This window comes from Flavobacterium limi (assembly GCF_010645075.1).
Lineage (GTDB): Bacteria > Bacteroidota > Bacteroidia > Flavobacteriales > Flavobacteriaceae > Flavobacterium > Flavobacterium limi.
In genome coordinates, this window is sequence record NZ_JAADZV010000006.1 from 324,917 (window position 1) to 351,263 (window position 26,347).

Genomic DNA, 26,347 nt, shown 5'->3' on the forward strand with positions numbered 1-26,347 from the left:
CATGGTTACATAGGTTTAGGATTTTTTTATTTTGCTGAAAAAACAGCTGTTTCAGACTATATATAGTTTAGAGCAGCTGTTTTTGTTTTCGTTTATTTTTTATAAAGTATTAATTATGAAAGTTGTACGAAAAATTATATAACAACAAAATTTCACAGTATAGCGAAATTTGAATTGTTCAAAAAAGATAGTTAAAGTTTAAAATTTTGAACTCTATTAATTATAATAACTCTTTTTAAAAGTGATCAGATGAAAAAACTTTACTTAAATACAGGCGGAATAAACACTATTTTTAATGACCTTAAAGATAGTCTTAACGGAACATTAACCTTAGAAAATAATCAATACAATTTATCGGTTAATTCTAAAAATGCAAATGGAGTTATAAGCGGTATTTCGCTGAACAAACAAATTTCGTATTTCCAGTTTAATATTTTTTTTAATCAAGATATTGAACTGAGTATTGAATCCTTTGTTAATTCGCCTATTTTATTTACATATTGTTTTCAAGGCAGTCTGACTCATAGTTTTGGAATTAATGGTGAAAGAAAAAAAATAAAGTCCAATCAGACAGGTATTATAAGAAATACGTCAAATATTAATAGTGTATTGCATTTTGAAGGTTATAAACATGTTGAGTTTTCGATAATTTGTGTCAATACTCACAATGCTGAAATGTCTGAGAATAGTAGATTATTTGTAGATATAAATAAAGTATTCAATAATAAGTCTGGTCATTATGCTTACGCAGGTCAGCAAAATTCAAAAATTGCTGATAAAATTAAAGAGTTTCATACAGTTCCACAAAAGGGAATTGTTAAAAATTTGCTGAAAAACAGGATTTTAGAAAGCGTTTTAGAGGTTGAACTGGATCAGCATACTTACGGATATGCGAAAGATATAAAGCCAATTGCAATACGAGCCAATAAACAAATAGAAGAACTGAAAAGAGTATCTAATTTGAACTTATTGGAGGTTTTTTCAGGAGTTGGCCAGGTAAGCCGAAGTTATTTGTCAAAAGTCATTAAAGAGAAGTACCATTTGGCGTTCAGTAAATTATACAATCAAAAATTAGTTAGCTAGCAAGCATCATATATTGAAAAAAAACAGCTTTTAAGGGCTGTTTTTTTTTGTTTAATGTTTATTCTTTTTCGTAATAAATAAGAAAATAAACCATTATTAAATTTAGGAATAACGAAATGCTATTGGTGATAATAATAGGAAAATCATTTTTTAGAATTCCGTAAATAACCCACATCGCAATTCCAAAAGTAAGTACGCTAAAAGTCAACAGCGAAATTTGTTTTACTTTTTTTGTCTTCCACACTTTTATTATTTGCGGAATAACCGAAACTGTAACACAAATTCCTGCAAAGAGACCAAGTATATTAATGAAATTCATGTTTTTTTAATTTTAATTATCCTCCAACAAGCTCTCCGCCGTTTATGTGAATAAATTGTCCGGTAATATAGCTGCTGTCTTCAGAAGCCAGAAAAACATAGGCAGGACCAACTTCTGATGGCTGGCCGGCTCTTCCCATTGGATTATCTTTACCAAAATCAGAAACTTTATCAAATGTTGCTACAATAAGCGGAGTCCAGATTGGTCCGGGTGCAACTCCGTTAACCCTGATTTGTTTTTTTGCCAGCATAGTTGATAATGACCTGGTAAAAGTTAAAATTGCACCTTTTGTACTGGAATAATCAAGAAGATGTTCACTTCCGCGGTAAGCAGTGACCGAACTCGTATTTATAATACTGTCACCTTTATTTAAAAAAGGCAAAGCAGCTTTGGTAATATAAAAATAAGGGTAAATGTTGGTTTCAAATGTTTTTTGAAGCTGTGCCGTTGTAATCTTTTCCAGCTCATTCTGAGGAAACTGAACTGCGGCGTTATTTACAATTATATTTATTTTGTTAAATGTCTTGACACAGCTTTTTATAGCATTTTTGCAAAAATTTTCATCTTTCAGATCACCGCTGACAAGCAGGCATTGCTGGCCTTCTTTCTCAACAAGCTCTTTTGTTTTTAGGGCATCTTTATCTTCTTTAAGATATACAATTGCTACATTGGCACCTTCTCTGGCAAAATGAACAGCAACACTTCGGCCAATTCCGCTGTCACCTCCGGTTATAAAAGCTACTTTACCCAGAAGTTTTCCGCTTCCGGTATAATTCTCTTTAATAATTTCTGGCTCAGGATTCATCAAATATTCGTTTCCGGGCAAATTTTGTTTTTGTTCAGGAAATGCTTTTGTATTCTTCATGACTCTCTTAATTTAATATTTATACTAAAAATACCCCGGATACATCGAAATCTTTAACTTAAAAGAATTTATCATTGTCGCAAAAACACCTAAAACAAAGGAGATGGGAATTATGTAATGAATATAATTTTAAATAAAAAAAGGGTTAATTTTTTTTTGGATATATTTGAGAGTTTATAACCTTTAATTTGAAAGTAAATTTTAAAACATTTACATTAACTATAACGCCTTAGACCACAAATAGATGATATTGATTGTAGACGATATAAGGGCAAATATAATAGCCTTAAAAAAAACTTTAGAGCTGCATAATATCGAAGTAGATACTGCGGAATCAGGCGAAGAAGCATTAAAGAAAATTTTACAAATCAACTACTGTCTTATTATTATGGATGTTCAGATGCCTGGTCTGGACGGTTTTGAAGTAGTAAAAATTCTTTCCGGGAATAAAAAAACAAAAGACATTCCTGTCATTTTTCTTTCAGCTCTTAACATAGAAAAAAAATACATTTTTAAGGGTTACGAAACGGGAGCCGTAGAATATATTACAAAACCTGTTGACACTGATTTGCTGATTTTAAAAGTAAAAACATTCCTGAAGATTTACGAGCAGCAGAATGAGTTAAAAGAAATGAAAGAACTGCTTTCAAAAGAAATTAAAATTCGAAAAGAAGCACAGGATAATCTGGAAGTAAAAATAACAGAAAGAACAAAAGAGCTAATCTTAAAAAATGAAGAACTGGAACTAAAAAATCATGAACTTCAGCAGTTTGCCTGGGTAGTTTCGCACGATTTGAATGAGCCTATCCGGAAGATTCAAATCTTTATCAAAATAATCAAAGATCTCTATCTTGCAAAAGACGACAAGGCGGTAGATTACGTAAACCGAACGATTAAATCAGCAGAAAGAATGCAGACTTTAATTACAGATTTGCTTGCCTATTCAAGACTATCATCAAAAGTACAGCCTGAAAAAACAGATTTAAATGAAGTCTTGCAGGAAGTGCTTTCTGACTTTGATTATCTGATCGAACGTAAAAACGCTACAATAAAAACAAATGTACTTCCAACTATTGACAGTATTCCGAGTCAGTTAAGGCAGGTTTTCCAAAATTTAATTGGGAACGCCCTTAAATTTTCAAACAATACTGAAAATCCTGTAATAGAGATTACATCAGAATTGATCGAAACCAAAGATTTTGATGCCAAACCTTCTCCCGACGGAAGTTATTGCCGTATCATTGTAAAGGATAACGGAATTGGTTTTGATGAAATTTACCTGGACAGGATTTTTATTATTTTCCAGAGTCTGAACGACCGTCAAAGCTATGAAGGAACAGGTATTGGACTTGCTATAGCAAAAAAAATAATCGAAAAACATAACGGATTAATTACTGCCAAAAGCCAGATTGGAAAGGGAGCAAGCTTTATTATGGTTTTACCTTTAGAATATCAGGAAATAAAATAATTTATATGAAATGAGCACTAGCGAATTGCATATGACAGATAAAAAAAGAAATATTGCCAGCATATGAAACAAAATAACTTTAAAAGAAATTTATTAATCAGTTCATTGGTTTCTCTATTGATATTAATGATAAGCTCTTTCGCCTCATTTTTAAGTATTAGAAGCCTGCTCAACAGCAACTACTGGGTAAACCATACCCAGGAAGTGATTTATAATCTCAACGAAGGTATATCTATAGTAACGGATGCGCAGACGAGTATGCGTGGTTATTTAATAACCGGAAATGAGCAATTTTTAGATCAGTATAACGATGCCGAAAAAAGATCAGATAAAGTTTTTGGGTTACTTGATGAACTTACACAGGATAATCCTTCCCAGCAAAAGAACCTGAAAGAAGTAAAATCACGAACCCACGTTTTTTATAAATATTTACATAATCAGGTAGTTAAAAAACGATTGGGTAAAAATACTGTTTCTTTTGACCTTAATGAAGGAAAAAAGATGATGGATGAACTGCGTACTTATTATAAAAATATCGAGAACAGTGAACAGATACTTTTAAAGGAACGTAATGCCAATTCACAGCGATATGGCAATTACAGTTTTATTTTAATCATTGCAGCCTTTATTATCGCTTTCATCATAACGATTGTATTCTTGCTGCGCATTTTAAAAGATTATAATGAACGCTCCTTTCTGCAGGAAGAATTGGAAAGAAAAGACAAGGAAACCGCAGAAAGAATTAAGGCAATAAGTACAATTGCAGGTAATATCTCAAGAGGAAATTATGATATAAGGGTCGATGATACCAAATCTGATGCACTGGGAAGTGTGGGAGAATCACTCAATAGCATGGGAGCTTCCTTAAAATCATCTTTTGATTTATTGTCACAAAAAGAGTGGCTGCAGACCGGAATCGCGCAGCTAAATAATGTGATGATCGGGGATAAGGAACTTGAAAGATTATCAAAAGATGTGATAGAGTTTATATGTCAATACACCAAAAGCAATGCAGGAGTAATCTATGCAATTGATGGAGATGAACTCTATGCGATTTCGGGTTACAGCTATCTTCCGAATAAAAACAGAGAGCATATCAAACAAGGAGAAGGATTGATTGGACAATGCGTGGTTTCAAGAAAAATACTTGAATTAAAATCATTTTCAGAAAGGGATGTTCAGATTACATATGCTTTGGGTGAAATAAAACCAAAACATATTGTTGCAGTACCTTTGATTGATACTAAAATTGAAGGGGCGTTTGAATTGGCAAGCGTAAAAGAATTTACAGAAATTGAATTGGAATTTTTACAGACAGTTTCCAATAATATCGCGATTGCGATAAAATCAACCCAAAACAGAAAACGAGTTTTAGAACTTCTCGAAGAAACCCAGGCGCAGTCAGAAGAATTAAGAATTCAGCATAGTGAACTGGAAGCAATGAATGCCGAGTTAGAAACGCAGACCGAAAAACTACAGGCTTCCGAAGAAGAGTTAAGAGTGCAGCAGGAAGAACTGGAACAAACCAATGAGGAACTTTCTGAACGCAGTGTTTTATTGGAAGAAAGAAATACCGAAATTCAGAAAAAGTCAGAAGCGCTGGAACTCACTACACGTTACAAATCAGAGTTTTTGGCAAATATGTCGCATGAATTAAGGACTCCTTTAAATTCTATTTTGCTCTTAAGCCGATTATTATCCGAGAACAACAACAAAAGTATGAATTCTGAAGAAATTGAGTTTGCAAAGGTGATTCAGAGTTCAGGTAATAGCTTATTGGGCCTGATAGACGAAATTCTGGATCTGTCTAAAATTGAAGCAGGTAAAATGGAACTCGAATTTTTAGATGTTTCAACCAAAGAAATCACAGACAATCTGTCTAATTTGTTTACGGTAGTTGCAAAAGAGAAAAAAATTGATTTTGAAATTATTTCAGAAAAGGCTCCGATAGTTATTAAAACAGATAAAATGCGTCTGGAGCAAATCCTTAAAAATCTAATTTCAAATGCTATAAAATTTACGGAAAAAGGATCAGTAAGTTTAGAAATTAAGATAAATGATGACGATAATAATATAATTTGTTTTATTGTAAAAGATACAGGAATCGGAATTCCATTAGATAAACAGCCTTTAATTTTTGAAGCTTTTCAGCAGGCAGACGGATCAACCAAAAGAAAATATGGCGGAACCGGTTTAGGTTTATCAATAAGTCGTGAACTGGCAAAATTGCTTAACGGAGAAATCATTCTGCATAGTAAAGAAAATGTGGGAAGCAGTTTTACTTTATGCCTGCCGGTATTTGGTTCATCGCAAAAAAAGAAAACAGCTTTAAAAACTCCACCTATTGAAATTGAGCAGCAAGATGATGAAATACAGGAAAATAACAGTAATAATAAATACATCAGTGCAGTAATTCCGGAAGAAGTTGAAGATGACAGAAACTCAATTTCAGAGCATGATAAAGTTATTCTGATTGTAGAAGACGATATTAATTTTGCAAAATCATTATTAACATTCAGCAGGAAAAAAGGATATAAGGGAGTAGTAGCAGTAAGAGGTGATTACGCCTTAAATTTTGCTTTGCTGTATAAACCAATTGGTGTTTTGTTAGATATTGAACTTCCTGTAAAAAGCGGTTGGGAAATTCTGGAAGAACTTAAAAACAATTCACAAACCAAACATATTCCGGTGCATATTATGTCATCACATAAACTGAAACAGGAGAGTTTGTTAAAAGGAGCCGTTGATTTTCTGGATAAACCCGTAGCATTTGATAAAATTCCGGAGGTTTTTGTACGAATAGAACACATCATTAATAAAGAAGCTCAAAAAGTCCTTATTATTGAGGATAATCCTAAGCATGCGAAAGCGCTGGCTTACTTTTTAGGAAGCTATAATATAAATTCTGAAATTAAAAGCGAAGTTTCTGAAGGATTAAAAGCACTCGATAAGAGTGATGTAGATTGTGTGATTTTAGATATGGGAATACCTGACAAACAGGCTTACGAAATTCTGGATGGCGTTAAGAAAAGCCCGGGCTTAGAAAATCTTCCTGTGATTGTATTTACGGGAAAAAGTTTGTCTCTTAAAGAAGAAATAAAAATTAAAAAATATGCAGATTCTATAATCGTAAAAACAGCACATTCGTACCAGAGAATGCTTGATGAAGTATCGCTTTTCCTGCATTTGGTTGAAGAAAACAAAAGTACAGCAGGTACAAAAGAAAACCATAAAAAACTGAATTTACTGAATAACATTTTATTTGATAAAACGGTTTTGATAGTAGATGATGACGTTCGTAATATTTATTCGCTGACAAAGGCCTTAGAAGTATTTAAAATGAATGTAATTACTGCATTTGATGGTAAAGAAGCTATTAAAATGCTTGAAGAAAATCCAAACACTGATATTGTTTTGCTGGATATGATGATGCCAAATATGGACGGTTATGAAACGGCAGAAAAAATACGAACTAATCCAAGACACTTAACATTACCGTTAATTGCTGTTACAGCAAAGGCCATGACAGGCGACCGTGAAAAATGCATCAGGGCAGGGGCTTCAGATTATATTACAAAGCCCGTTGATATTGATCAGCTCCTATCGTTGTTACGGGTGTGGCTGTATGATAAAGTTTAATCAAAAAGAAGTAAAAATGAATAAAAAACGACTCTTAATTATAGACGACGATTCCAGAAATATTTTTGCTCTTGAAAACACACTTCGTGCCAGATCATTTGATTGTTTATCATGTCTGAGTGCCGAGGAAGCTTTGAAAATATTACATTCAGATGAAAATATAGATGCAGTTTTAATCGATATGATGATGCCTGAAATGGATGGTTACGAGGCCATTCCGTTAATAAAGCAAATTCCGTCACATGAATCAACATTTATCATAGCGGTAACAGCTCAGGCAATGAAGGGGGATAAGGAAAAATGTTTGGAAGCTGGTGCGGATGATTATATTTCAAAACCGGTTGATGTGGATAAATTGCTTTTGTTACTGAGCAAAATTTGAAAGTGTTATGATTGAAGATATTGAATTAGAAACCCTTATAAATGAGGTATATGAATATTATGGTTTCGATTTTGGCAGTTATTCAAGAGCCTCTTTAAAAAGACGTGTAAACAGGATATATCAACTGGATGGATTTGCTTATTTTTATGAATTTTTATCAAAAATCAGGTACGATCCGGAATATTACAAACATGTTGTAGATGAAATTACAGTAAATGTTACTGAAATGTTTCGGGATCCTTCTTTTTATTCTGTAGTTCGAAATCAAATTCTTCCGTTATTAGGGACAAAACCTTTTATTCGCTTATGGCATGCTGGCTGTTCAACAGGTGAAGAAGTTTATTCAATGGCCATTTTATTGAAAGAAGCAGGATTACTGCATAAATCGTTAATTTATGCAACAGATATTAATGCTAAAGTCTTAGAAACGGCGAAAAAAGGGATTTTTCCTTTAAGGATGATGAAAGAGTATTCAGAAAATTACCGTGATTCTGGAGGAAAAGAAGATTTTTCGAATTATTATACTGCCAATTACGGCATTGCAAAATTTGATGAAGAGTTAGCTCAAAAAATGGTTTTTTCTCAGCATAACCTTGTATCAGATAACTCTTTTAATGAGTTTGATGTAATTTTTTGTCGTAATGTTTTGATTTATTTTGATAATGACCTGCAAAAAAGAGCCATTAATTTATTTGATGAAAGCTTGTCTGTTTTGGGTTTTTTAGCTTTAGGTACAAAGGAAACTATTAAATATTCAATAGCTCCTGGCAAATACAAACAATTGGATAGAGAAAAGATATGGAGAAAGATCAGATAATTCCGGATTTTAGGGTCGTAATTATAGGAGGCTCTGCAGGAAGTTTGAATGCGCTGATGCAGATTTTACCGCATTTGTGTGCAATTAAGTCCTTTGCAATTGTAATTGTATTGCACCGAAAAAGCACTGATGAACAAACTTTAGAAGAACTTATCGCTTTAAAAACCATTATAAATGTAAAGCCGGTAGAGGATAAAGTTCCTTTTTTACCCGGATTTATTTACATTGCGCCTTCGAATTACCATTTATTATTCGAAAAGAATAGCACTTTATCACTAGATACTTCTGAAAAAATAAACTATAGCAGGCCAAGTATTGATGTTTCTTTTGAATCGGCAGCAGAAATCTACAAAAATAATCTGACCGGTATTTTGCTGTCAGGATCAAATGCTGACGGAACAGAAGGACTAAAAGCAATCAAAAATGAAGGAGGGACTATTATTGTACAGGATCCGAAATCTGCCGACATGCCTTTTATGCCCAATAGTGCTATTCAAAATACAATACCTGATTATGTTTTAAATATTCAGGAAATACTTCAGTTTATTCTCTCAATAGATAATTAAGTTTCATTATTTTAGTAATTTATAAAATAACTATAAATAATATAGATTTAATGAATTCACCTGTTTATGTTCTCGGTACCGGACTTTCACACAATGGATCTGCGGTTTTACTGAAAAATGGTCGTGTATGCGTAGGCATTGAAAAAGAACGGTTAACCCGAATTAAACATGATGGTGGAAATGATAATCTCGCAATTCAGTATTGTCTGGATGCTGAAGGGATTCAGTTAAAAGATATTTCGCTTGTAGTACAATGTGCAAATTTCGATATTCCCGATCGAAGTCAATATAAAGGTAAAAGACTTTTTGCAGAAGTACCGGATTTAAAAATCATTGATATTTCACACCATCTGGCGCATGCCTACAGTGCTGTTGGAACTTCTTCATTTTCCGAATGTGCCGTAATGGTTATTGATGGCTGTGGAAGTCCGCTGGATCAGTTTCTTAAATTGCATTCTGAACAAAAACAATATGTAAGCCCTGAAATTCTGAATGAAACTCAGATGGTTTGCGAAAAAGACAGCTTTTACCATTTTGACGGCCAAAAATTAACGCCTTTGCTAAAAGATTTTAGTAAAATGGCTGAAAGGTCAGACAGTTTATTTTCACTTCCTACAACACAGCATTCTATTGGAGGTTTTTATGCTTCCGTTAGCCATTATGTTTTCGGGGATATGGATGATGTTGGGAAATTAATGGGACTTGCGCCTTTTGGAAATTCAGGGATTTATGATTTTGATGCTTTTGGATTTGAATCCGGCAATTTGTTTGTAAATGAAGACTGGAAAAATCAATTTGCCAATCCGTCAAAAGGATATGATTATTTCAAAAACAACTTTGAGTATTACGCCAATGTAGCAAAATGGGCTCAGGAGCAGGTCGAAAAAGCAGTTTTAAAATGCATTCATAACCGGTTGGAAAAATTTCCTCATAAAAATTTATGCTATTCCGGCGGAGTTGCACTTAATGCTGTGGCAAACGCCAAACTTCAGGATAGTAAAATAGCTGAAAATATTTATTTTGAACCCGCTGCTGCAGATAATGGTCTGGCGCTTGGCTGTGCATTTTATGGCTGGCTGGAATATTTGAACATGCCAAAAGTACCTCATGACGGCAGTACTTGTTTCGGAAAAACATACTCAAATGATGAAATTGAAACGACGCTGAACAAAGATGAAAACAAAAAATATAAACCTAGAAAATTTTCAGATGAAAATGAGTTAGTAAACTATTGTGCCGAAAAATTAAATCAGGGAAAAACAATTGCCTGGTTTCAGTCGGGAGCGGAATTTGGTCCTCGTTCTTTAGGCCGAAGAAGTATTTTGGCACATCCCGGAATTGAAGGGATGAAAGACCATATCAATCTGGATATTAAATTCAGGGAAGATTTTCGTCCTTTTGCGCCGGCAGTATTAAAAGAAAATGTGGGAGAATATTTTGTAAAAGGAAGAAATAGTCCTTATATGATTTTGGTAGATAAAACAAAACCTGAATATTTAGAAAAACTTAAAAATGTAACACATAGGGATGGTTCGGCACGTGTACAGACAGTAGAAGAAAGCTGGAATTCAAAGTTTGTAAAATTACTTACGGCATTTTATGAACAAAGTGGAATTGCAGTTTTACTCAATACAAGCCTGAACAAAAAAGGAATGCCCATTGTTGAAACTCCTGAAGAAGCACTTCATTTATTCGAAATTACAGCTTTGGATATTTTAGTTATGGAAAACTATATAATCGAAAAGTAATCAATATTCTAAATCTTTCAAAATAGCCTCTAAATTTGGTGGGTTCATACGTTTCAGTTCGGCAATTATAAGCTGTTTTTCTTTCTCGGAAGTTTCTGTGACAGGTCTGACAAATTCATTTTGACTGGCTTCTTTATAAAACAAATCATCTGTCCAGTCATTACGAAGCCCGTCAATAACCAGATGAATTCTGTCCTCCATCCCTCGATTTGCGACCGAATGGGTAAAATTAGCATCAATATACCAGCATTCGCCTTCGTTCATAATCAAACGGTTTCCGTCTAAAATAAATTCAACTTCACTATTTGTAATGATTGGAATATGAAGTCTAAAACAGCCGTCTTCATATCCCAGACAATTATCGGTATGTGGTTTAACTTCGGCGCCAACATCTAATTTCAGCAATCGGACTGCAGTTTTTGCGAACAGAAAGCTATCCAGAATTTCCTGAAAATAAGTACAGGATTCCATGATTTCGGTAGGGACCAGTTTTTCATCACCTTTTGGAAGTGCAAAAATAGAATCCGATTTTCCGTTTTGTGACATTAAGGCAATAGAAGTCCATTTCCCGGAATAATCATTTGTGTTGTAATGATTGGTCCATTTTTTATCGATGATTTTTTGGACATCCGTTTTAAGTTTTTCAGGATCAAAAAACATCGGAAATTTTATTGAGCGAACTAATTTATCCATAAGTTAATCTCTTAGCCATTTTAGCATTTTAGGGAAAGGTTCTTTTCCTTCTTTTGCGGCATTTACTTTTCCTAAGGCAAGTCCGGCCCATTCCAGAAAAGGCAATCCGATATAATTTCCACTAGCAAAATTTGAAATCAGCCATTCCGATTCATTTTTGTAACCATTGGGATGAAATACAAATTCGCTGTGTAATTCTAAATGTTTGGCAGCAGCAAAAGACCATAAGATCGCACCCATTTCTTCACCTTGCGAAGGCCAGTCAGAAGCCATTTTGTCAGTACCGGCAATTTTTCTTTCAGCTGAAGTTGTTACGGCAAGATGTCCTGCTTCATGAAGGATATCACCCGGGTACAATAATTTTTCAAAATCAATATAAAGACAATTCGGACCTAAATCCAGTCCCGGCAAAAAAGAAGTCTGGAGTTCTTTCTTAATTACGTTGATCCCAATTTCGTTTAAGAATGTCAGGACTTTTTCTAACTCAGATGATTGATTTTGGATACTCATTTTCAAATAAATTATTTCGGAATTAAATCAGTATACCAGAATCCATAATCAAATGCATCGGTTGCGTTTGTGTCGCAGGCTGTATTGGAAGAATCCTGATTTTTAGGCTTTTCATATTTGCGATAAACTGTTTCACCAATTTCGAAATTAATAGCTTTAGAGAAAATGGGTCCATCAAAAGTAAAAGTATGAAATTCACCGTTTTCGCCACAGACATCTACATTTTCAGGTAAATCATTTATAAAATCCTGATCAATAACCCGGCCCGTAAAACTTTTATCAAGATAACGTTCGTTTACACAAACTACAATGGTTTTGAAGCCTAAACGAATAAACTCCTGAATCAAATCAGGAGTAGGGATTTTCCAGATTGGAAAAATGCCTTTAAAACCCATATCAGCTAATTTGTTTTCACGGTATTTTCGTAAATCTTCCAAAAAAATATCCCCAAAAACAGAATGTGTAATACCTTCTTTTTTCAATCCGGATAAAGTTTCAGTCATGACATTTTCATACACTTCCATAGTGGGCATTTCCGGAATCTGCATTATTTTGAGAGGTAATTCAATACTTTTAGCCTGTGCTTCGAGTAATTCTGTACGCACCCCGTGCATTGAAATTCGCTGATATTGCTGATTGACGCTCGTAAGCAAATATTCAATTTTATATTCAGGATCCCGAAGGATTTTATATAAGGCCAAAGCAGAATCTTTTCCGCTGCTCCAGTTAAATAAGGCTTTTTTAGGTGTTGACACGTTCTCGTAATTTTCTAATGTAAACATACAAATTTCATTCGATTTGTTGATGAAACCTTTGTAACTTTGGATTTTGCCTTCAATTTTATTCCATGAAATACATTCTATTATTTTTCACCGCTTTCATTTTTGCACAACAAACCCAATTTGTCGATTTTAAATCGGTTTCAGGTCAATTAAAACTAAATACCAAGGAAAAATCGGTATCAGGTTTGGTTAATTATCAGTTTCAAGTTTTAAAACCGGTCGATACCATTAAGATTGATGCCAAAAACATGGAGTTTTCCAATGTAACAATGAATCAGAAAGAAGCTATTTTTATTAATACAGGCAAACAATTGCAAATCATAAATCATTTTCAGGAAGGCGAAAATCAATTAACATTCGAATATACTGTAAAACCAAAACAAGCTTTGTATTTTGTAGATATTGAAAATGCTGAGGTACAAATCTGGACACAGGGGCAGGGAAGATACACGAGCAACTGGTTTCCGAGTTTTGATGATGTAAATGAAAAACTGATTTTTAATTTAGAAATTACTTATGACAAAAACTATCAGGTTGTTTCGAACGGAATTTTTAAACAAAAAACGGAAGAAAACGATCAATTTCACTGGCGATACCAAATGGAAAAACCAATGAGTTCCTATTTATTGATGCTTACCATTGGAAACTTTGATAAAAAAGAATTCAAGTCAAAATCAGGAATTCCGCTTGAATATTATTTAGAACCTAAAGATGCAGATCGTTTTGAATCAACTTACCGTTATTCGAAACGTATTTTTGACTTTTTAGAAAAAGAAATAGGAGTTAAATATCCATGGAAAATCAACAGACAGATTCCGGTTCGGGATTTTCTTTATGCGGGAATGGAAAATACGACCACAACGCTTTTTGCGACCCGTTATGTGGTCGATTCAATTGGTTTTGAAGACCGAAATTATACGAATGTTGATGCACACGAACTGGCACATCATTGGTTTGGAGATTTAATTACGGCTGAAAGCAGTACACATCACTGGCTTCAGGAAGGTTTTGCAACGTATTATGCTTTATTGGCCGAAAAAGAAATTTATGGTGAAGATTATTTTTATTCAAAATTATACGATACGGCGCAACAGCTCAAGTTTGCTTCCAGAACCGATGCAATTCCGGTTTTAAATGCCAAAGCCAGTTCATTGACTTTTTATGAAAAAGGAGCCTGGGCATTATTTGTTCTGCATGAAGCAATTGGAGACAAGGCTTTTAAAAAAGCTATAAAAAGCTATTTAAAAAAGTATGCCTATCAAACGGTAAATACGCAGGATTTCTTTAACGAAATTAAAAAAGTATCTGATTTTGATCTGGATAAATTTCAGAAGACCTGGTTAGAAACAACAGCTTTTGATACACCAACTGCCAACGCCTTGTTGAGTAAAAATAAAGCAATTCAGGAACGTCTGGAAGTAGACAAACTGAAAAAAACACCTTTGGATGAAAAGCAGGATTATTTTTTAAAAGTTTTAAATTCAGATATTTATCATTCTGTTAAAATTGCAATTGTAGAGCAAATTGAAGCTGAAAAATACGAAGCTAAAAAAGTACTTTTAACAGCTGCTTTACAAACAAACAATATAAAAGTACGTCAGGCTGTGGCAGAAAATTTATCGAAAATTCCGGAAGATTTCAGAACCCAATATGAAACTTTGTTAGAAGATAAATCTTATCAGACACAGGAAATTGCCCTTTATTTTTTATGGAAGAATTTTCCTGAACGAAGAACAGAATATCTTGATAAAACGAAAAAATGGGTTGGTTTCAATGATTACAATATTCGTACGTTATGGCTTTCTTTAGCACTGTCTACAGAAAATTACAACAATGATCCGGAAGCATTAATTGCTGAATTAATTGCTTTTTCATCTATAAAGTATGAAACTACTACAAGACAAAATGCTTTAGAAAAATTAATTGCATTTAAAATTATTAACGATCAGGTGTTGAGTAATTTAGTTAATGCTACAACGCATCATATGTGGCAATTTTCAAAATTTGGGAGAGATACAATTCGATTGTTATTAAAAAATTCTGAAATGCGTGCTTCGTTTGAAAGAATTTTGACTAATTTGAGCCCTGATGAAAAGTTTCAGCTGAATCGCTTGTTGAAAGAGTAAAATAGTGAATGAAGCATAGATAGAGAAGGAGAAACAAAAAAGATATAAGAATACCAAAGTCTTTATTCTTGAATCTATTTTCTTTCTTCTAAAAATAAAACCTACAATTAATTTATGAGAGCATTGGTTATTTCCGGTGGAGGCAGTAAAGGCGCATTTGCCGGCGGTGTTGCACAATATTTATTAGAAGTAAAAAGGCATCAGTACGATTTATACCTCGGTACTTCAACCGGAAGTTTGTTAATTCCGCATCTGGCACTCGGAAATATTGAACAGATTCATTCGATTTATACCAATGTGAACATGTCAAAAATTTTTAATATTTGCCCGTTTGTAGTGAAAGTTAAAGACGGTGTGGACATTGTAACCATTAATCACTTCAATGTTATACGTCAGTTTTTTAAAGGAAAAAGGACGTTTGGGGAAAGTAAAGGACTGAAGAAATACATTAGAAGCAACTTTTCATTATCTGATTTTAATCAGTTAAAAAAGATGAAAAAAGACGTTGTCATTACAGTAACCAATTTTACAAAAAACGAAGCCGAATATAAATCAATAAAAGAATGTACTTACGAAGAATTTTGTGACTGGTCATGGATTTCGAGTAACTATGTGCCTTTTATGAGCCTTGTTGAAAAAAACAACTGCGAATATGGGGACGGAGGATTTTCAAGTCTGGTACCTATTCGTGAAGCAATCAACCGTGGAGCAACAGAAATTGACGTCATCATTCTGGAAACAGAGGTCAATATGGAGAAAACTGTTATTGGTAAAAACCCGTTTTCTTTGATGATTGATTTGTTTAGAATTGCCCTGGATCAGGTTGAAAAACACGACATTGCTATAGGAAAACTAATAGCAAACAATAAAAATGTAAAACTTAATTTATACTATACACCAACTAAACTGACAAATAACGCTTTGATTTTTAATAAAGAGGTAATGAAAACATGGTGGGAACAGGGATATGAATACGCTCAGAATAAGTCTGAGATTATGAGTGATAATAAGTTATAATCCATTATATATGATAATCTCTTTTGATTTAGATGATACTTTAATTGCTAAAAATAAATTTAGGTTAGAGAAAACGAATTTATTTCAGCAGCTTTTTGGGATTGAAAACATAAGAGAGGGAACAATTGATTTATTTAAACAAATAAAAAAGCGCAATTACAAAATATATGTTTATACAACTTCCCATAGAAGTGCAAGAAGAATTAAATGGACGTTTTGTTCTTATGGAATTCCGGTCGATTTTGTGATAAACCAACAGAAACATCAAAAGGAAATTAAAAAGCATAATATTAATTGCTCAAAATTTCCTCCGATGTACAATATTAATATTCATATTGATGATTCAGTTGGTGTTGAGATGGAAGGAGAAAAATATGGGTTTAAAACCATAATAATTTCTGAAAAAGACGAAGATTGGGTACAAACCATCCTTAACATTCTTTAATTGAGATTATATTAAAACAATTATTTACCAAAGATCAGCAACCTCATTTTTTATAAACCCTAAAGCAGCATTGCTTGGCGATTGTTTTTCTAATAAGTCATTCAAAATTACTTCACGTAATTTATCAGCATTTTCTACACGATCACTCATGGCAGCTTTTCGAATCATTTGTATGGTTGCGTTTTTGGCTGTAGTAATGATTGTCCAGCATTCATCAGACATGTAAATTTGCTGGGTTAAATTATGCTCAAATTCCTGTTCAATCTGATCGATGACGAAGTTTTCGTAATCGTGTTTTTGTTGTGAAATAGGAGCAATACGAATCAATAATTTCGTCAGGTTGATACGTTCCAAAAATAAGGTCATACGTTCATAAGCCTGCAAACGTATTGGTAAAGATTGCTTCTGATATTCTCTGCTTAGTAAAAAAGCACGTTTTTTATCATTGTTTTTAATATGTAGTTCAAAAAAACGGTAAGCCACAAATCCGGTAATAATGGCTGGTAAGGTATAACTCGCTAATTCTATAATTCGGGTAAAATCCATTTTAATATTTTTTAGCAAAAATATACTTTTTGAGGAGAAATACGATTTAAATTTTAGTAATAAAACAAAATCTAAACCCTACTTTTGCTGCTTGCTTTTTTAAGCTCTTCAAATACAATTTTTAATGGATTACTATATTATATTTTTTCTTTGTCTGGCAGCATTTGCAGCTGGATTTATTGATGCAATTGTTGGCGGAGGAGGTCTAATTCAAACTCCAATGGGATTGATTTTATTGCCAAATTTGCCTGTTTCGACCGTTATTGGAACATTGAAGATTCCTGCTTTTAGCGGAACAGCATTTGCAGCTTTTCAATATCTTAAAAATGTAATTATCCAGTGGAGATTACTTTTGATTATGATGAGTCTGGCAGTTCCATCGGCATTTTTGGGCTCAGCCATTTTAACTCTTGTAAGCAATGATTTTATGAAACCGCTTTTACTGGTGGTTTTATCTTTACTGTTTGTATATACGTATGCGAAGAAAAACTTCGGACAGCATGTAGCTAAAAATCATTCTGCAACGACTCAGATCATTTATGCTGTCATTATCAGTGTAATTATTGGTTTCTATGACGGGTTTATTGGCCCGGGAACAGGCAGCTTTTTTGTGGTTGCTTTTATAACTTTATTAGGGTTTGATTTTTTGCACGCTTCCGCGAATGCTAAAATGGTAAATCTTGCAACCAACTTTGGTTCGATTTGTTTGTTTATGATAAAAGGAAAAATCATCTGGAGCATTGCAATTCCGATGGCAATCAGCAATGGAATTGGAGGCTGGCTTGGTGCAAAACTGGCTATCAATAAGGGAAATGGTTTTATCCGGGTTTTCTTTTTGGTTGTTGTTGTGGGGACTTTAATCCGGTTTGCTTACGACGTTTTCTACAAGTAGCTTTTTAAAGAATGCCAATTGTTTGAACCCCGGCGTGATACTTCAATTAATCTTAGTTTTAGCTTCAGAAAAAACTTAGTGTTTCAGAACTTTAGCATCTTAGGAACTTTCTTTTTTAATTCTTATTTTTGCCTAAAAGGAGAACAATTTCATGCAGAATTATATTGACCAGCTCAACGAAGCACAACGACAGCCAGTTTTACAGAAAGACGGGCCAATGATTATTATAGCAGGTGCAGGTTCGGGAAAAACGCGTGTTTTAACAATTAGGATTGCTTATTTGATGCATCAGGGAATTGATGCTTTTAATATATTGTCACTTACATTTACAAATAAGGCTGCCCGCGAAATGAAGCACAGGATTTCTTCAATCGTGGGAGCAAGTGAAGCAAAAAACCTGTGGATGGGAACTTTTCACTCCATTTTTGCGCGTATTCTTCGTTCAGAATCAGAACATTTGGGTTACCCTTCCAATTTTACTATTTATGATTCTCAGGATTCGGCAAGGCTCATTTCTTCTATTATAAAAGAAATGCAGCTGGACCGTGATATTTATAAACCAAAACAAGTTTTAGGAAGAATTTCGACTTATAAAAATAGTTTGATAACGGTAAAAGCCTATTTCAATAATCCTGAACTGATGGAAGCGGATGCAATGTCGAAAAAACCTCGTTTAGGTGAAATTTATCAACAGTATGTAGAACGCTGTTTTAAAGCAGGAGCAATGGATTTTGATGATTTATTATTGAAAACCAATGAATTATTGACCCGTTTTCCTGAAGTTTTGGCTAAATATCAAAACCGTTTCCGATATATTCTGGTGGATGAGTACCAGGATACAAATCATTCTCAGTATTTAATTGTTAGGGCTTTATCAGATAAGTTTCAGAATATTTGTGTGGTTGGGGATGATGCGCAGAGTATTTACGCTTTCCGTGGGGCAAACATCAATAATATCCTGAATTTTCAAAAGGATTATGAGGGAGTGAAAATGTTTCGTTTAGAGCAAAATTACCGTTCGACCCGAAATATAGTTGAAGCAGCAAATACCGTGATGGAACATAATAAAACGAAACTGGATAAAGTAGTATGGACAGCAAATGAATTTGGACCGAAAGTAAAAGTACACAGAAGTTTGACGGATGCTGAAGAAGGACGTTTTGTTGCCAGCACAATTTTCGAACAAAAAATGCAGAATCAGCTGCATAATGGTTCTTTTGCAATTTTATACCGAACCAATGCACAATCGCGTGCAATGGAGGATGCCTTAAGAAAAAGAGATATACCATATCGAATTTATGGTGGACTTTCATTTTACCAGCGTAAAGAAATAAAAGATGTTTTGTGTTATTTACGTTTGGTCCTGAATCCGAAAGACGAAGAAGCCCTGATTCGTGTAATCAATTACCCGGCACGTGGAATTGGAGATACAACTGTTGAAAAACTGACCATTGCAGCTAATCATTACAAGCGCTCGATTTGGGAAGTAATGGTAAATATTGATAAAATTGATTTGAAACTCAATGCAGGGACAAAAAATAAACTGAAAGATTTTGTAACGATGATTCAGAGTTTTCAGGTTATCAATGAAAATCAGGATGCTTTTTATATAACCGATCATGTTGCCAAAAAAACAGGTCTTGTTCAGGAACTGAAAAAAGATGCTACACCTGAAGGAATGGCAAAAATTCAGAATATAGAAGAGCTTTTAAACGGTATTAAAGATTTTACTGAAGGGCAGAGAGAAATTGACGGTGCAAGAGGAGCTCTTTCTGAATTTATGGAAGATGTAGCTTTAGCGACCGATCTGGATAAGGATACATCTGATGAAGATCGTGTCGCTCTGATGACGATCCACCTTGCTAAAGGATTGGAATTTCCTCATGTTTTCGTTGTTGGTATGGAAGAAGATTTGTTTCCCAGCGCAATGAGTATGAGTACCAGAAGTGAACTGGAAGAAGAGCGCCGTTTGTTTTATGTGGCACTTACACGTGCAGAGCATCAGGCGTATTTAACTTATGCACAGTCACGTTATCGCTGGGGAAAACTCACAGATAGCGAGCCTTCTCGTTTTATTGAAGAAATAGACAGTCAATATTTAGAATATTTAACGCCTTCAGAAAGTAATTATCGCTACAAATCACCAATTGACGGCGATATTTTTGGGGATGTCGATAAATCTAAACTAAGACTTTCAAAACCCGTAGGAGGAACTCCTCCCAAACATGTTACAGACAATAGTCCAAAACCGGATTTAAATATCAGAAAGTTAAAACCAGTTACAGGAACTAATCCGAATGCAGGTACTCCAAATTTATTTGATAACAAACTGACCATAGGAAATGTAGTAATGCATGAGCGTTTTGGAAAAGGACAAGTTATAAATTTAGAGGGTGTTGGAGCTGATAAAAAAGCCGAAATAAAATTTGAAGTTGGCGGAATTAAGAAATTGTTGTTAAGATTTGCTAAACTTGATATTGTAGGATAAAATACTTTAAAAGTAGTTTCGTAACTTTAAGTGACATGAAACATGAAACTAGTAAACCTGAAACAAAAGAGAAATGGCCGAATTTATAAAAATATATCCTGACAAACCCAGTGAAGCTGCAATTGCAAAAGTCGTAAAAGTACTTCAGAATGGTGGTTTAGTAATTTATCCAACAGACACTGTTTACGGTTTAGGTTGTGATATAACCAATTCAAGAGCTTTAGAAAAAATTGCAAAAATTAAAGGCGTTAAATTAGAGAAAGCTAATTTCTCTTTCATCTGTCATGATTTAAGTAACTTATCTGACTATGTTAGACAAATTGATACTTCTACGTTTAAAATATTAAAGAGAGCATTACCGGGTCCCTATACCTTTATTTTACCCGGTAATAATAATTTGCCTAAAGAGTTTAAAAAGAAAACAACGGTAGGTATCCGTGTTCCTGATAACAATATTATTTTGGAAATTGTACGGCAATTGGGGAATCCTGTTGTGTCAACATCAATACGTGATGAAGATGACGTGATTGAATATACTACAGATCCTGAATTGATTTTCGAGAAATGGCAAAACCTTGTTGATATGGTCATTGATGGAGGATATGGTGATAATGTAGGATCTACAATTATTGATCTCTCTGAACACGAACCTGTAATTGTAAGAGAAGGAAAAGGAGATGTTGATATTTTGTAAAAAAAAACTTAATTTGAGTAACTATTGAAAAATATTGAGTAACTTTAAGGTTAGTTAAATTTAGTTAGTTAATTAAAATAGTGATGTCCTTTATTGGTTAGGATAAAAAAAAGCAGGTCATTTGACCTGCTTTTTTTGCATAATAAAATACAATGTAAATATTATTGCTGTTGTTTTTTCATTTCTTTTTCAATCATATCATAAAACTGATCGATTTTTGGCATAACAACAATACGCGTTCTTCTGTTTTTACCTTTATTCTCAGCTGTATCATTCGGTACCAACGGAATGTATGAGCTTCTGCCTGCAGCGATTAATTTTGCAGGATTAACACCTAAATCATTAGTTAATACACGAACGATTGATGTAGATCGTTTAACACTTAAATCCCAGTTGTCTAACAAAATTCCATTGCTTTTATAAGGAACATTATCTGTATGACCTTCAACCATACATTCAAAATCAGGTTTGTCGTTTACTACTTTCGCAACTTTTGCTAAAACACTTTTCGCTTTGTCAGTTACATCATAGCTGCCGCTTTTAAATAATAATTTATCAGCGATAGAGATAAATACAACTCCTTTTTCAACGTTGATTTCGATATCCGGATCATTGATTCCCACAGCTCCTTTCAAACTTGTAACTAATGCTAAAGTAACACTGTCTTTTTTAGTAAGAGCATCCTGAAGTCTGGATATTTTAAGATCTTTCTCTTTTAAACTTTCTAAAGATTTTTCAAGATTTTCAGCACCTTTAGTTGTTAATACTGTTAGGTCTTTAGAGCTGTTTATTAAATCTTGATTATGTTCTTTATAACTTGCAGCTGTAGCTGCTAAACCAGCTTTTTCTTCAAGACAAGTGTTTAATTTTACAGTAGTTGAATTTAATAAATCTTGTGTTTCTTTGTTTTTGGCTTCTAAGTCAGCATATTTCTTTTTAGAAACACACGATGTTAAGGCCATTAATACGGATAGTGCAATTACTATTTTTCTCATGAATGTTAAATTTAATTAGACGTTGTTTTACAAATTTAGTTTTTAATATTTTGATTAATGTTAAAGATTTCTTTAAAAAAAACCAATTTCTTTATATAATATATGAAAACGATACTTTTTATAGTGTAGTATTTTTGCATTTGAAAATCTTTTCTCTTTTTTAGGTAAACTAATGACATACAGTAAAATGAAAAATGAGCATGTAAAATAGCAAATGTATGTTTAAATTTTCCTTGCATTAAAAATCTTACTCCCGCTATGCCATCTAATATCATTCTGAAGAAAACAATAAAAAATAATCCTTTTTTCGGAAGGTTTTTAACCATCATCAGCAAAGAATTTCTAAAATTCAAATACGTTTTTTTAGGATTTCCTTGTTGCAAAGTTGCACCACCAACATGATAAACAACAGACTGGGAGTTATATTTAATAGTATGTCCTTCATTTAACGCACGCCAACATAAATCAATCTCTTCCTGATGTGCAAAAAAAGATTCATCAAATCCTTCTAATTCATCATAAACTTGTTTCCTAATAAAAAAACACGCCCCTGATGCCCAGAATATTTCACAATTATCATCGTATTGACTATTATCTTTTTCGATAGTATCAAAAATTCGGCCCCGACAAAACGGATATCCATATTTGTCAATAAAGCCGCCTGCGGCACCAGCATATTCAAAGTACTCTTTATTTTTAAAATCAAGAATTTTAGGCTGGATGATAGCCGTGTTTTTTTCGCTGTCGAAGGTTTCTATTATTGGTTTTAACCAATTTTCTGTTACTTCAATATCTGAATTAACTAAAGCATAAATCTCGGCATCGACTGCTTTTAAAGCATCGTTGTAGCCTTTGGCAAAACCATGGTTTCCGGTATTTTTTATAATTTTTACAGAAGGGAAATTATGCAGAACAAATTCAATTGAATCATCTGTAGAAGCATTATCCGCTACATATATAGTGGCTTCTTTTGAAAACTGAATTACTGATGGCAAAAATTGTTCTAATAATTTTATTCCATTCCAATTTAAAATGACAACTGCAATTTTATCCAAAAGTATTCTTTTTATAATTTAATAAATTTCTTTGTAATCAGGTAATGATTTTAAAAAGTCATATTTTTCATTTTCAAAATCCATCTGACAATAATAATGATTCAGACCGTTTGTGACTTTCAAAAACCGTGCCTGCATTGTCATATTATAACGGGCAATCTGATCAAAAGTTGCTTGTGATATCTTTACTTCAGGTGCTTTGCATTCTACCAATATATGTATCGAACCATCCGAATTAAAAACTACAACATCATAGCGTTTTCGTAAACCATTGACCGTTAAAACTTTTTCTACGTTTATGAGAGATCTTGGATATTTTTTCTCATTCATTAAATAATGAACAACATGCTGACGAACCCATTCTTCAGGGGTAAGAATTATAAATTTTTTTCTGATTTCATCAAAAATAGACACTTTATTTTCGTTATTTTTGAATCGAAAATTATAAATTGGAAAATTTAATCGCTGCATAAAGCAAAAATATTAAAATAGTTTCAGGTTTCAAGTTTTAAAGTTTCAAGTTGTGAAAACGAGCTTAAACTTGAAACCTGACCCGAGGCTGAAAGCCGATCAGTCGAAGCAAACAAAAACATTTGAATGGACGAAGTTGTAAAAATTGTTAATGATATAAAAGCAGGAAATATAAAGCCAATTTATTTTTTAATGGGTGAAGAACCTTATTATATTGATAAATTATCGGAATATATAGAGCAGAATGTTCTTTCAGAAGAGGAGAAAGGATTTAATCAGACGGTTTTATACGGAAGGGATGTTTCTGTAGAAGATATCGTTTCAACTGCAAAGCGTTATCCAATGATGGCAGACCGTCAGGTCGTTATCGTAAAAGAGGCTCAGGATTTATCAAGAACAATTGATAAAATTGAATCTTATGTCAATAATCCAATGGAAACAACAGTTTTGGTTTTTTGTTATAAATACAAAACACTTGATAAACGTAAAAAAGTAACAAAACTATTAGCTCAAAACGGAATCGTTTATGAAAGTAAAAAATTATACGAAAATCAGGTAGGAGACTGGATAAAACGCGTTTTGGCCGGAAAAAAATATACAATTGATCCGAAAGCAAATGCCATGTTGGTAGAGTTTTTAGGGACTGATTTGAGTAAAATTAATAATGAATTAGAAAAACTTCAGATTATTTTACCTCAGGGTACAATGATTACGCCTCTGCATATTGAAGAGAATATTGGTTTTAGCAAAGATTATAATGTTTTCGAGCTTAGAAAAGCTATTGGCGAACGCAATCAATTAAGAGCTTATAAAATTGCTGAGAATTTCGCCCATAATCCGAAAGAATATCCTCTGGTAATGACTACAGGATTAGTTTTCGGATTTTTTGTTCAGCTTTTAAAATATCATGGACTTAAAGATAAAAATCCAAAAAATGTAGCAGCAGCAATTGGTGTAAATCCTTATTTTTTGAAAGAATATGACTTAGCAGTCAAGAATTATCCCATGCGAAAAGTGAGCCAGATTGTAGGAGCTTTAAGAGATGTTGACATAAAAAGCAAAGGGGTTGGTGCCAATGCTTTATCGCAATCTGATCTGTTAAAAGAAATGCTTTATAAAATTTTTAATTAAGCAATTTAAATTCACGATATTTGCCTTTCTAAAAATTTTACTACTTAAAAATAATTACGCAATTATGGGAATGAATAAGAATACCGTTTTAGGATGGGCTACTTTTATAATGGTAATCATGGGATTGTTACTTATAGGTCTTGGGGCTTTTAGATACAGTGAAGTGTCTGGCTGGGGATTTGCCGCAACTGGAGTTGGGTTTTTAGCAAACGCCTGGGTTTTTAATGCCTTAAAAGGAAGAGTTTAACGGATTCAATTACAATTCAATAAATAATTTAAATAAAAAATAAAAAATGTCAGACGATAAGAAAGTAATTTAAAAATGGATTTTTCCTTTGATTTATAATACTTTATAGTTGTTTGATTTCTAAAGTGGGAATTTTTTTTGTAAAATGTGGGAATTTTTTAATTTCTTAAATTTTGCATAAATCTAATAGGTTTTAATCTGTCTTTAGTCGAAAAAATAGCAATCAGAAATTTCATTTTTTGATCGCCGGATTTAATATTGAGCTTAAAACATTTGTTGATATAAGGTTACAATGTGATTTTCTTAAGTAAAAAAATCAATTGGTATAATTTTCTTTTCAGGAACATTTAGTGGTTCGGTATGTAAATCAATCGGATTTTCGTCAAAAATATTAGTATATATTTTCTTTGTATTTCTTTTAACCGTGCCATCCACCTCATATTGAGTCGTAGTCTTTTTTGATGCAATTGTCTTCATGGGCTTTAAATTGTGGATAGTTAATAATTTAGGTTTGACCTTTCCCAGAATTTGTGTATAATCGAAAATTTTATATTCTGCAAAAAATGAAAATAGAAAATCTCTATCTTCTAAAAGATGTAGATCAAAACACTTCGGTAATTGTGAATCAACGAGTTTGAATTTGTTTTGCATATAAGGGGATAATTTCTTGTATTCCTTTTTTGGAATAGATATGAAAGGGTTACCAAGCTTTACATAACAATGTCTATGTGTTTCACGTCTTAATTTGCTAAAATTTATTGTTTGTTCAATTCTATAGATATCTTGATCAGTATTAAGTACATTTTCATATGATTCTATAATATATGTTTTATCGGTTTCACCTCTCAGGATTTTAACTTTAACTTCATTTGTTTTATTTTCGATCCGCATTTCTACAGCTTTCCCTTTCTTTTTTAATATAATAGTGTCATGTTTTTTATTTTTATTTAAAACACGATCTTTGCAATTTGAAACAATCATTTCGTAATAACCCTTTTTTATAGCAAGTTTTTCCATTTTGCTTTCTGTTTTGCAATAAGAATAAAATTTTTCAACCACATTAATATTTGTGTTTATTGGAAAAACCGGTCAATTTGACCACCTAATTCCGGAGTAAATTGACCACGCGTTCCGTAGCAAAGTGACCACCTGATTCCGGAGCAAATTGACCACCAAGTTTTGTAGTTAATTAACGATCAAAAACTATTGATTTTTTCATGTTGTTAGAACCATACATTCGTTAAAAATATACGGATTATGGCAAACAAAATAACAGACATGAGTAAAATTAGAAAAGTAATTAAATTCTATTGTAATGGAAAGAGTAAGTTATTTATAAGTAGCTACTTATCCCTTTCAAGAAATACG

25 protein-coding genes are annotated in these 26,347 nt (G+C 33.1%); 15 read left to right on the top strand and 10 right to left on the bottom strand.

The features are described 5' to 3' along the window. The first annotated feature begins 249 nt into the window (after nucleotides 1–249). A complete protein-coding gene (locus tag GXM16_RS14570) occupies nucleotides 250–1,083 on the top strand; it encodes a hypothetical protein (RefSeq protein ID WP_163395217.1) in 834 nt (277 codons plus the stop codon). 58 nt (nucleotides 1,084–1,141) lie between these two features. On the opposite strand, the gene GXM16_RS14575 is transcribed toward GXM16_RS14570, so the two are convergent. Together GXM16_RS14575 and GXM16_RS14580 are read right to left on the bottom strand one after the other, a co-directional pair. Beyond that, the gene (locus tag GXM16_RS14575; protein ID WP_163395218.1) at nucleotides 1,142–1,402 is read right to left on the bottom strand and encodes a SemiSWEET family sugar transporter; all 261 of its coding nucleotides are present in this window, start codon (nucleotides 1,400–1,402) and stop codon (nucleotides 1,142–1,144) included. Nucleotides 1,403–1,418: 16 nt separating this feature from the next. Then, the gene (locus tag GXM16_RS14580; RefSeq protein ID WP_163395219.1) at nucleotides 1,419–2,267 is read right to left on the bottom strand and encodes an SDR family oxidoreductase; all 849 of its coding nucleotides are present in this window, start codon (nucleotides 2,265–2,267) and stop codon (nucleotides 1,419–1,421) included. Between the two features lie 244 nt (nucleotides 2,268–2,511). On the opposite strand from GXM16_RS14580, the gene GXM16_RS14585 reads away from it, so the two are divergent. From GXM16_RS14585 to GXM16_RS14610, 6 genes are all read left to right on the top strand, one after another. Then, the gene (locus GXM16_RS14585; RefSeq protein WP_163395220.1) at nucleotides 2,512–3,735 is read left to right on the top strand and encodes a hybrid sensor histidine kinase/response regulator; all 1,224 of its coding nucleotides are present in this window, start codon (nucleotides 2,512–2,514) and stop codon (nucleotides 3,733–3,735) included. Between the two features lie 63 nt (nucleotides 3,736–3,798). Then, entirely contained in the window at nucleotides 3,799–7,374 is a 3,576-nt protein-coding gene (locus GXM16_RS14590; RefSeq protein WP_163395221.1) for a response regulator, read from the top strand. Nucleotides 7,375–7,390: 16 nt separating this feature from the next. Beyond that, the gene (locus tag GXM16_RS14595; protein WP_163395222.1) at nucleotides 7,391–7,756 is read left to right on the top strand and encodes a response regulator; all 366 of its coding nucleotides are present in this window, start codon (nucleotides 7,391–7,393) and stop codon (nucleotides 7,754–7,756) included. A gap of 7 nt (nucleotides 7,757–7,763) precedes the next feature. Further along, complete coding sequence (locus GXM16_RS14600; RefSeq protein WP_163395223.1) at nucleotides 7,764–8,573, top strand: CheR family methyltransferase; 810 nt, start codon at nucleotides 7,764–7,766, stop codon at nucleotides 8,571–8,573. Further along, a complete protein-coding gene (locus GXM16_RS14605) occupies nucleotides 8,555–9,139 on the top strand; it encodes a chemotaxis protein CheB (protein WP_163395224.1) in 585 nt (194 codons plus the stop codon). Before GXM16_RS14600 ends, GXM16_RS14605 begins: the two co-directional genes overlap by 19 nt. A 50-nt stretch (nucleotides 9,140–9,189) precedes the next feature. After that, nucleotides 9,190–10,887 (top strand): carbamoyltransferase family protein, encoded by a 1,698-nt coding sequence (locus GXM16_RS14610; RefSeq protein WP_163395225.1) that lies wholly within the window; start codon nucleotides 9,190–9,192, stop codon nucleotides 10,885–10,887. Here GXM16_RS14610 and GXM16_RS14615 read toward each other — a convergent pair whose 3' ends face one another. The 3 genes from GXM16_RS14615 to GXM16_RS14625 are packed head-to-tail and all read right to left on the bottom strand — an operon-like array spanning nucleotide 10,888 to nucleotide 12,872. After that, the gene (locus GXM16_RS14615; protein ID WP_163395226.1) at nucleotides 10,888–11,580 is read right to left on the bottom strand and encodes an aspartyl/asparaginyl beta-hydroxylase domain-containing protein; all 693 of its coding nucleotides are present in this window, start codon (nucleotides 11,578–11,580) and stop codon (nucleotides 10,888–10,890) included. Nucleotides 11,581–11,583: 3 nt separating this feature from the next. Continuing rightward, nucleotides 11,584–12,090, bottom strand: coding sequence for a hypothetical protein (locus GXM16_RS14620; RefSeq protein ID WP_163395227.1), 507 nt, complete (start codon nucleotides 12,088–12,090; stop codon nucleotides 11,584–11,586). A gap of 11 nt (nucleotides 12,091–12,101) precedes the next feature. Continuing rightward, the gene (locus GXM16_RS14625; protein ID WP_163395228.1) at nucleotides 12,102–12,872 is read right to left on the bottom strand and encodes a Dph6-related ATP pyrophosphatase; all 771 of its coding nucleotides are present in this window, start codon (nucleotides 12,870–12,872) and stop codon (nucleotides 12,102–12,104) included. Nucleotides 12,873–12,937: 65 nt separating this feature from the next. Here GXM16_RS14625 and GXM16_RS14630 point away from each other — a divergent pair, with 65 nt between their 5' ends. The 3 genes from GXM16_RS14630 to GXM16_RS14640 all read left to right on the top strand — a co-directional run bounded on the left by GXM16_RS14630 (nucleotide 12,938) and on the right by GXM16_RS14640 (nucleotide 16,460). Next, complete coding sequence (locus tag GXM16_RS14630; protein WP_163395229.1) at nucleotides 12,938–14,998, top strand: M1 family metallopeptidase; 2,061 nt, start codon at nucleotides 12,938–12,940, stop codon at nucleotides 14,996–14,998. Nucleotides 14,999–15,112: 114 nt separating this feature from the next. Continuing rightward, a complete protein-coding gene (locus tag GXM16_RS14635) occupies nucleotides 15,113–16,015 on the top strand; it encodes a patatin-like phospholipase family protein (protein ID WP_163395230.1) in 903 nt (300 codons plus the stop codon). 10 nt (nucleotides 16,016–16,025) lie between these two features. Further along, on the top strand, nucleotides 16,026–16,460 hold the full coding sequence (locus tag GXM16_RS14640; RefSeq protein ID WP_163395231.1) for a hypothetical protein: 435 nt from the start codon (nucleotides 16,026–16,028) through the stop codon (nucleotides 16,458–16,460). A gap of 24 nt (nucleotides 16,461–16,484) precedes the next feature. Here the strand turns inward: GXM16_RS14640 and GXM16_RS14645 are convergent, their stop codons facing one another. After that, complete coding sequence (locus GXM16_RS14645; protein ID WP_163395232.1) at nucleotides 16,485–17,006, bottom strand: DUF7935 family protein; 522 nt, start codon at nucleotides 17,004–17,006, stop codon at nucleotides 16,485–16,487. A gap of 124 nt (nucleotides 17,007–17,130) precedes the next feature. Between GXM16_RS14645 and GXM16_RS14650 the strand changes: the two genes are divergently transcribed. The 3 genes from GXM16_RS14650 (at nucleotide 17,131) to GXM16_RS14660 (ending at nucleotide 21,080) form a co-directional block, all read left to right on the top strand. After that, nucleotides 17,131–17,898, top strand: a complete 768-nt coding sequence (locus GXM16_RS14650; RefSeq protein WP_163395233.1) for a sulfite exporter TauE/SafE family protein — start codon at nucleotides 17,131–17,133, stop codon at nucleotides 17,896–17,898. A gap of 151 nt (nucleotides 17,899–18,049) precedes the next feature. Continuing rightward, nucleotides 18,050–20,386: an ATP-dependent helicase gene (locus GXM16_RS14655; protein ID WP_163395234.1), complete on the top strand. Its 2,337-nt coding sequence runs from the start codon at nucleotides 18,050–18,052 to the stop codon at nucleotides 20,384–20,386. A gap of 73 nt (nucleotides 20,387–20,459) precedes the next feature. Further along, nucleotides 20,460–21,080 (top strand): L-threonylcarbamoyladenylate synthase, encoded by a 621-nt coding sequence (locus GXM16_RS14660; RefSeq protein WP_163395235.1) that lies wholly within the window; start codon nucleotides 20,460–20,462, stop codon nucleotides 21,078–21,080. A 161-nt stretch (nucleotides 21,081–21,241) separates the two neighbouring features. Here the strand turns inward: GXM16_RS14660 and GXM16_RS14665 are convergent, their stop codons facing one another. Genes GXM16_RS14665 through GXM16_RS14675 form a run of 3 tightly spaced genes read right to left on the bottom strand, consistent with a single transcriptional unit; the run spans nucleotide 21,242 to nucleotide 23,601 of the window. Continuing rightward, nucleotides 21,242–22,075, bottom strand: a complete 834-nt coding sequence (locus GXM16_RS14665; protein ID WP_163395236.1) for an OmpA/MotB family protein — start codon at nucleotides 22,073–22,075, stop codon at nucleotides 21,242–21,244. Nucleotides 22,076–22,110: 35 nt separating this feature from the next. Beyond that, entirely contained in the window at nucleotides 22,111–23,130 is a 1,020-nt protein-coding gene (locus GXM16_RS14670) for a glycosyltransferase family 2 protein (protein ID WP_163395237.1), read from the bottom strand. An 18-nt stretch (nucleotides 23,131–23,148) separates the two neighbouring features. Then, a complete protein-coding gene (locus GXM16_RS14675) occupies nucleotides 23,149–23,601 on the bottom strand; it encodes a type I restriction enzyme HsdR N-terminal domain-containing protein (protein WP_163395238.1) in 453 nt (150 codons plus the stop codon). A gap of 126 nt (nucleotides 23,602–23,727) precedes the next feature. Between GXM16_RS14675 and holA the strand changes: the two genes are divergently transcribed. Further along, the gene (gene holA / locus GXM16_RS14680) at nucleotides 23,728–24,732 is read left to right on the top strand and encodes a DNA polymerase III subunit delta (RefSeq protein ID WP_163395239.1); all 1,005 of its coding nucleotides are present in this window, start codon (nucleotides 23,728–23,730) and stop codon (nucleotides 24,730–24,732) included. A gap of 70 nt (nucleotides 24,733–24,802) precedes the next feature. Further along, entirely contained in the window at nucleotides 24,803–24,979 is a 177-nt protein-coding gene (locus GXM16_RS14685; RefSeq protein WP_180910272.1) for a CAL67264 family membrane protein, read from the top strand. Between the two features lie 303 nt (nucleotides 24,980–25,282). Here GXM16_RS14685 and GXM16_RS14690 read toward each other — a convergent pair whose 3' ends face one another. Continuing rightward, nucleotides 25,283–25,996: a hypothetical protein gene (locus GXM16_RS14690; RefSeq protein ID WP_163395240.1), complete on the bottom strand. Its 714-nt coding sequence runs from the start codon at nucleotides 25,994–25,996 to the stop codon at nucleotides 25,283–25,285. Nucleotides 25,997–26,347: the final 351 nt, after the last annotated feature.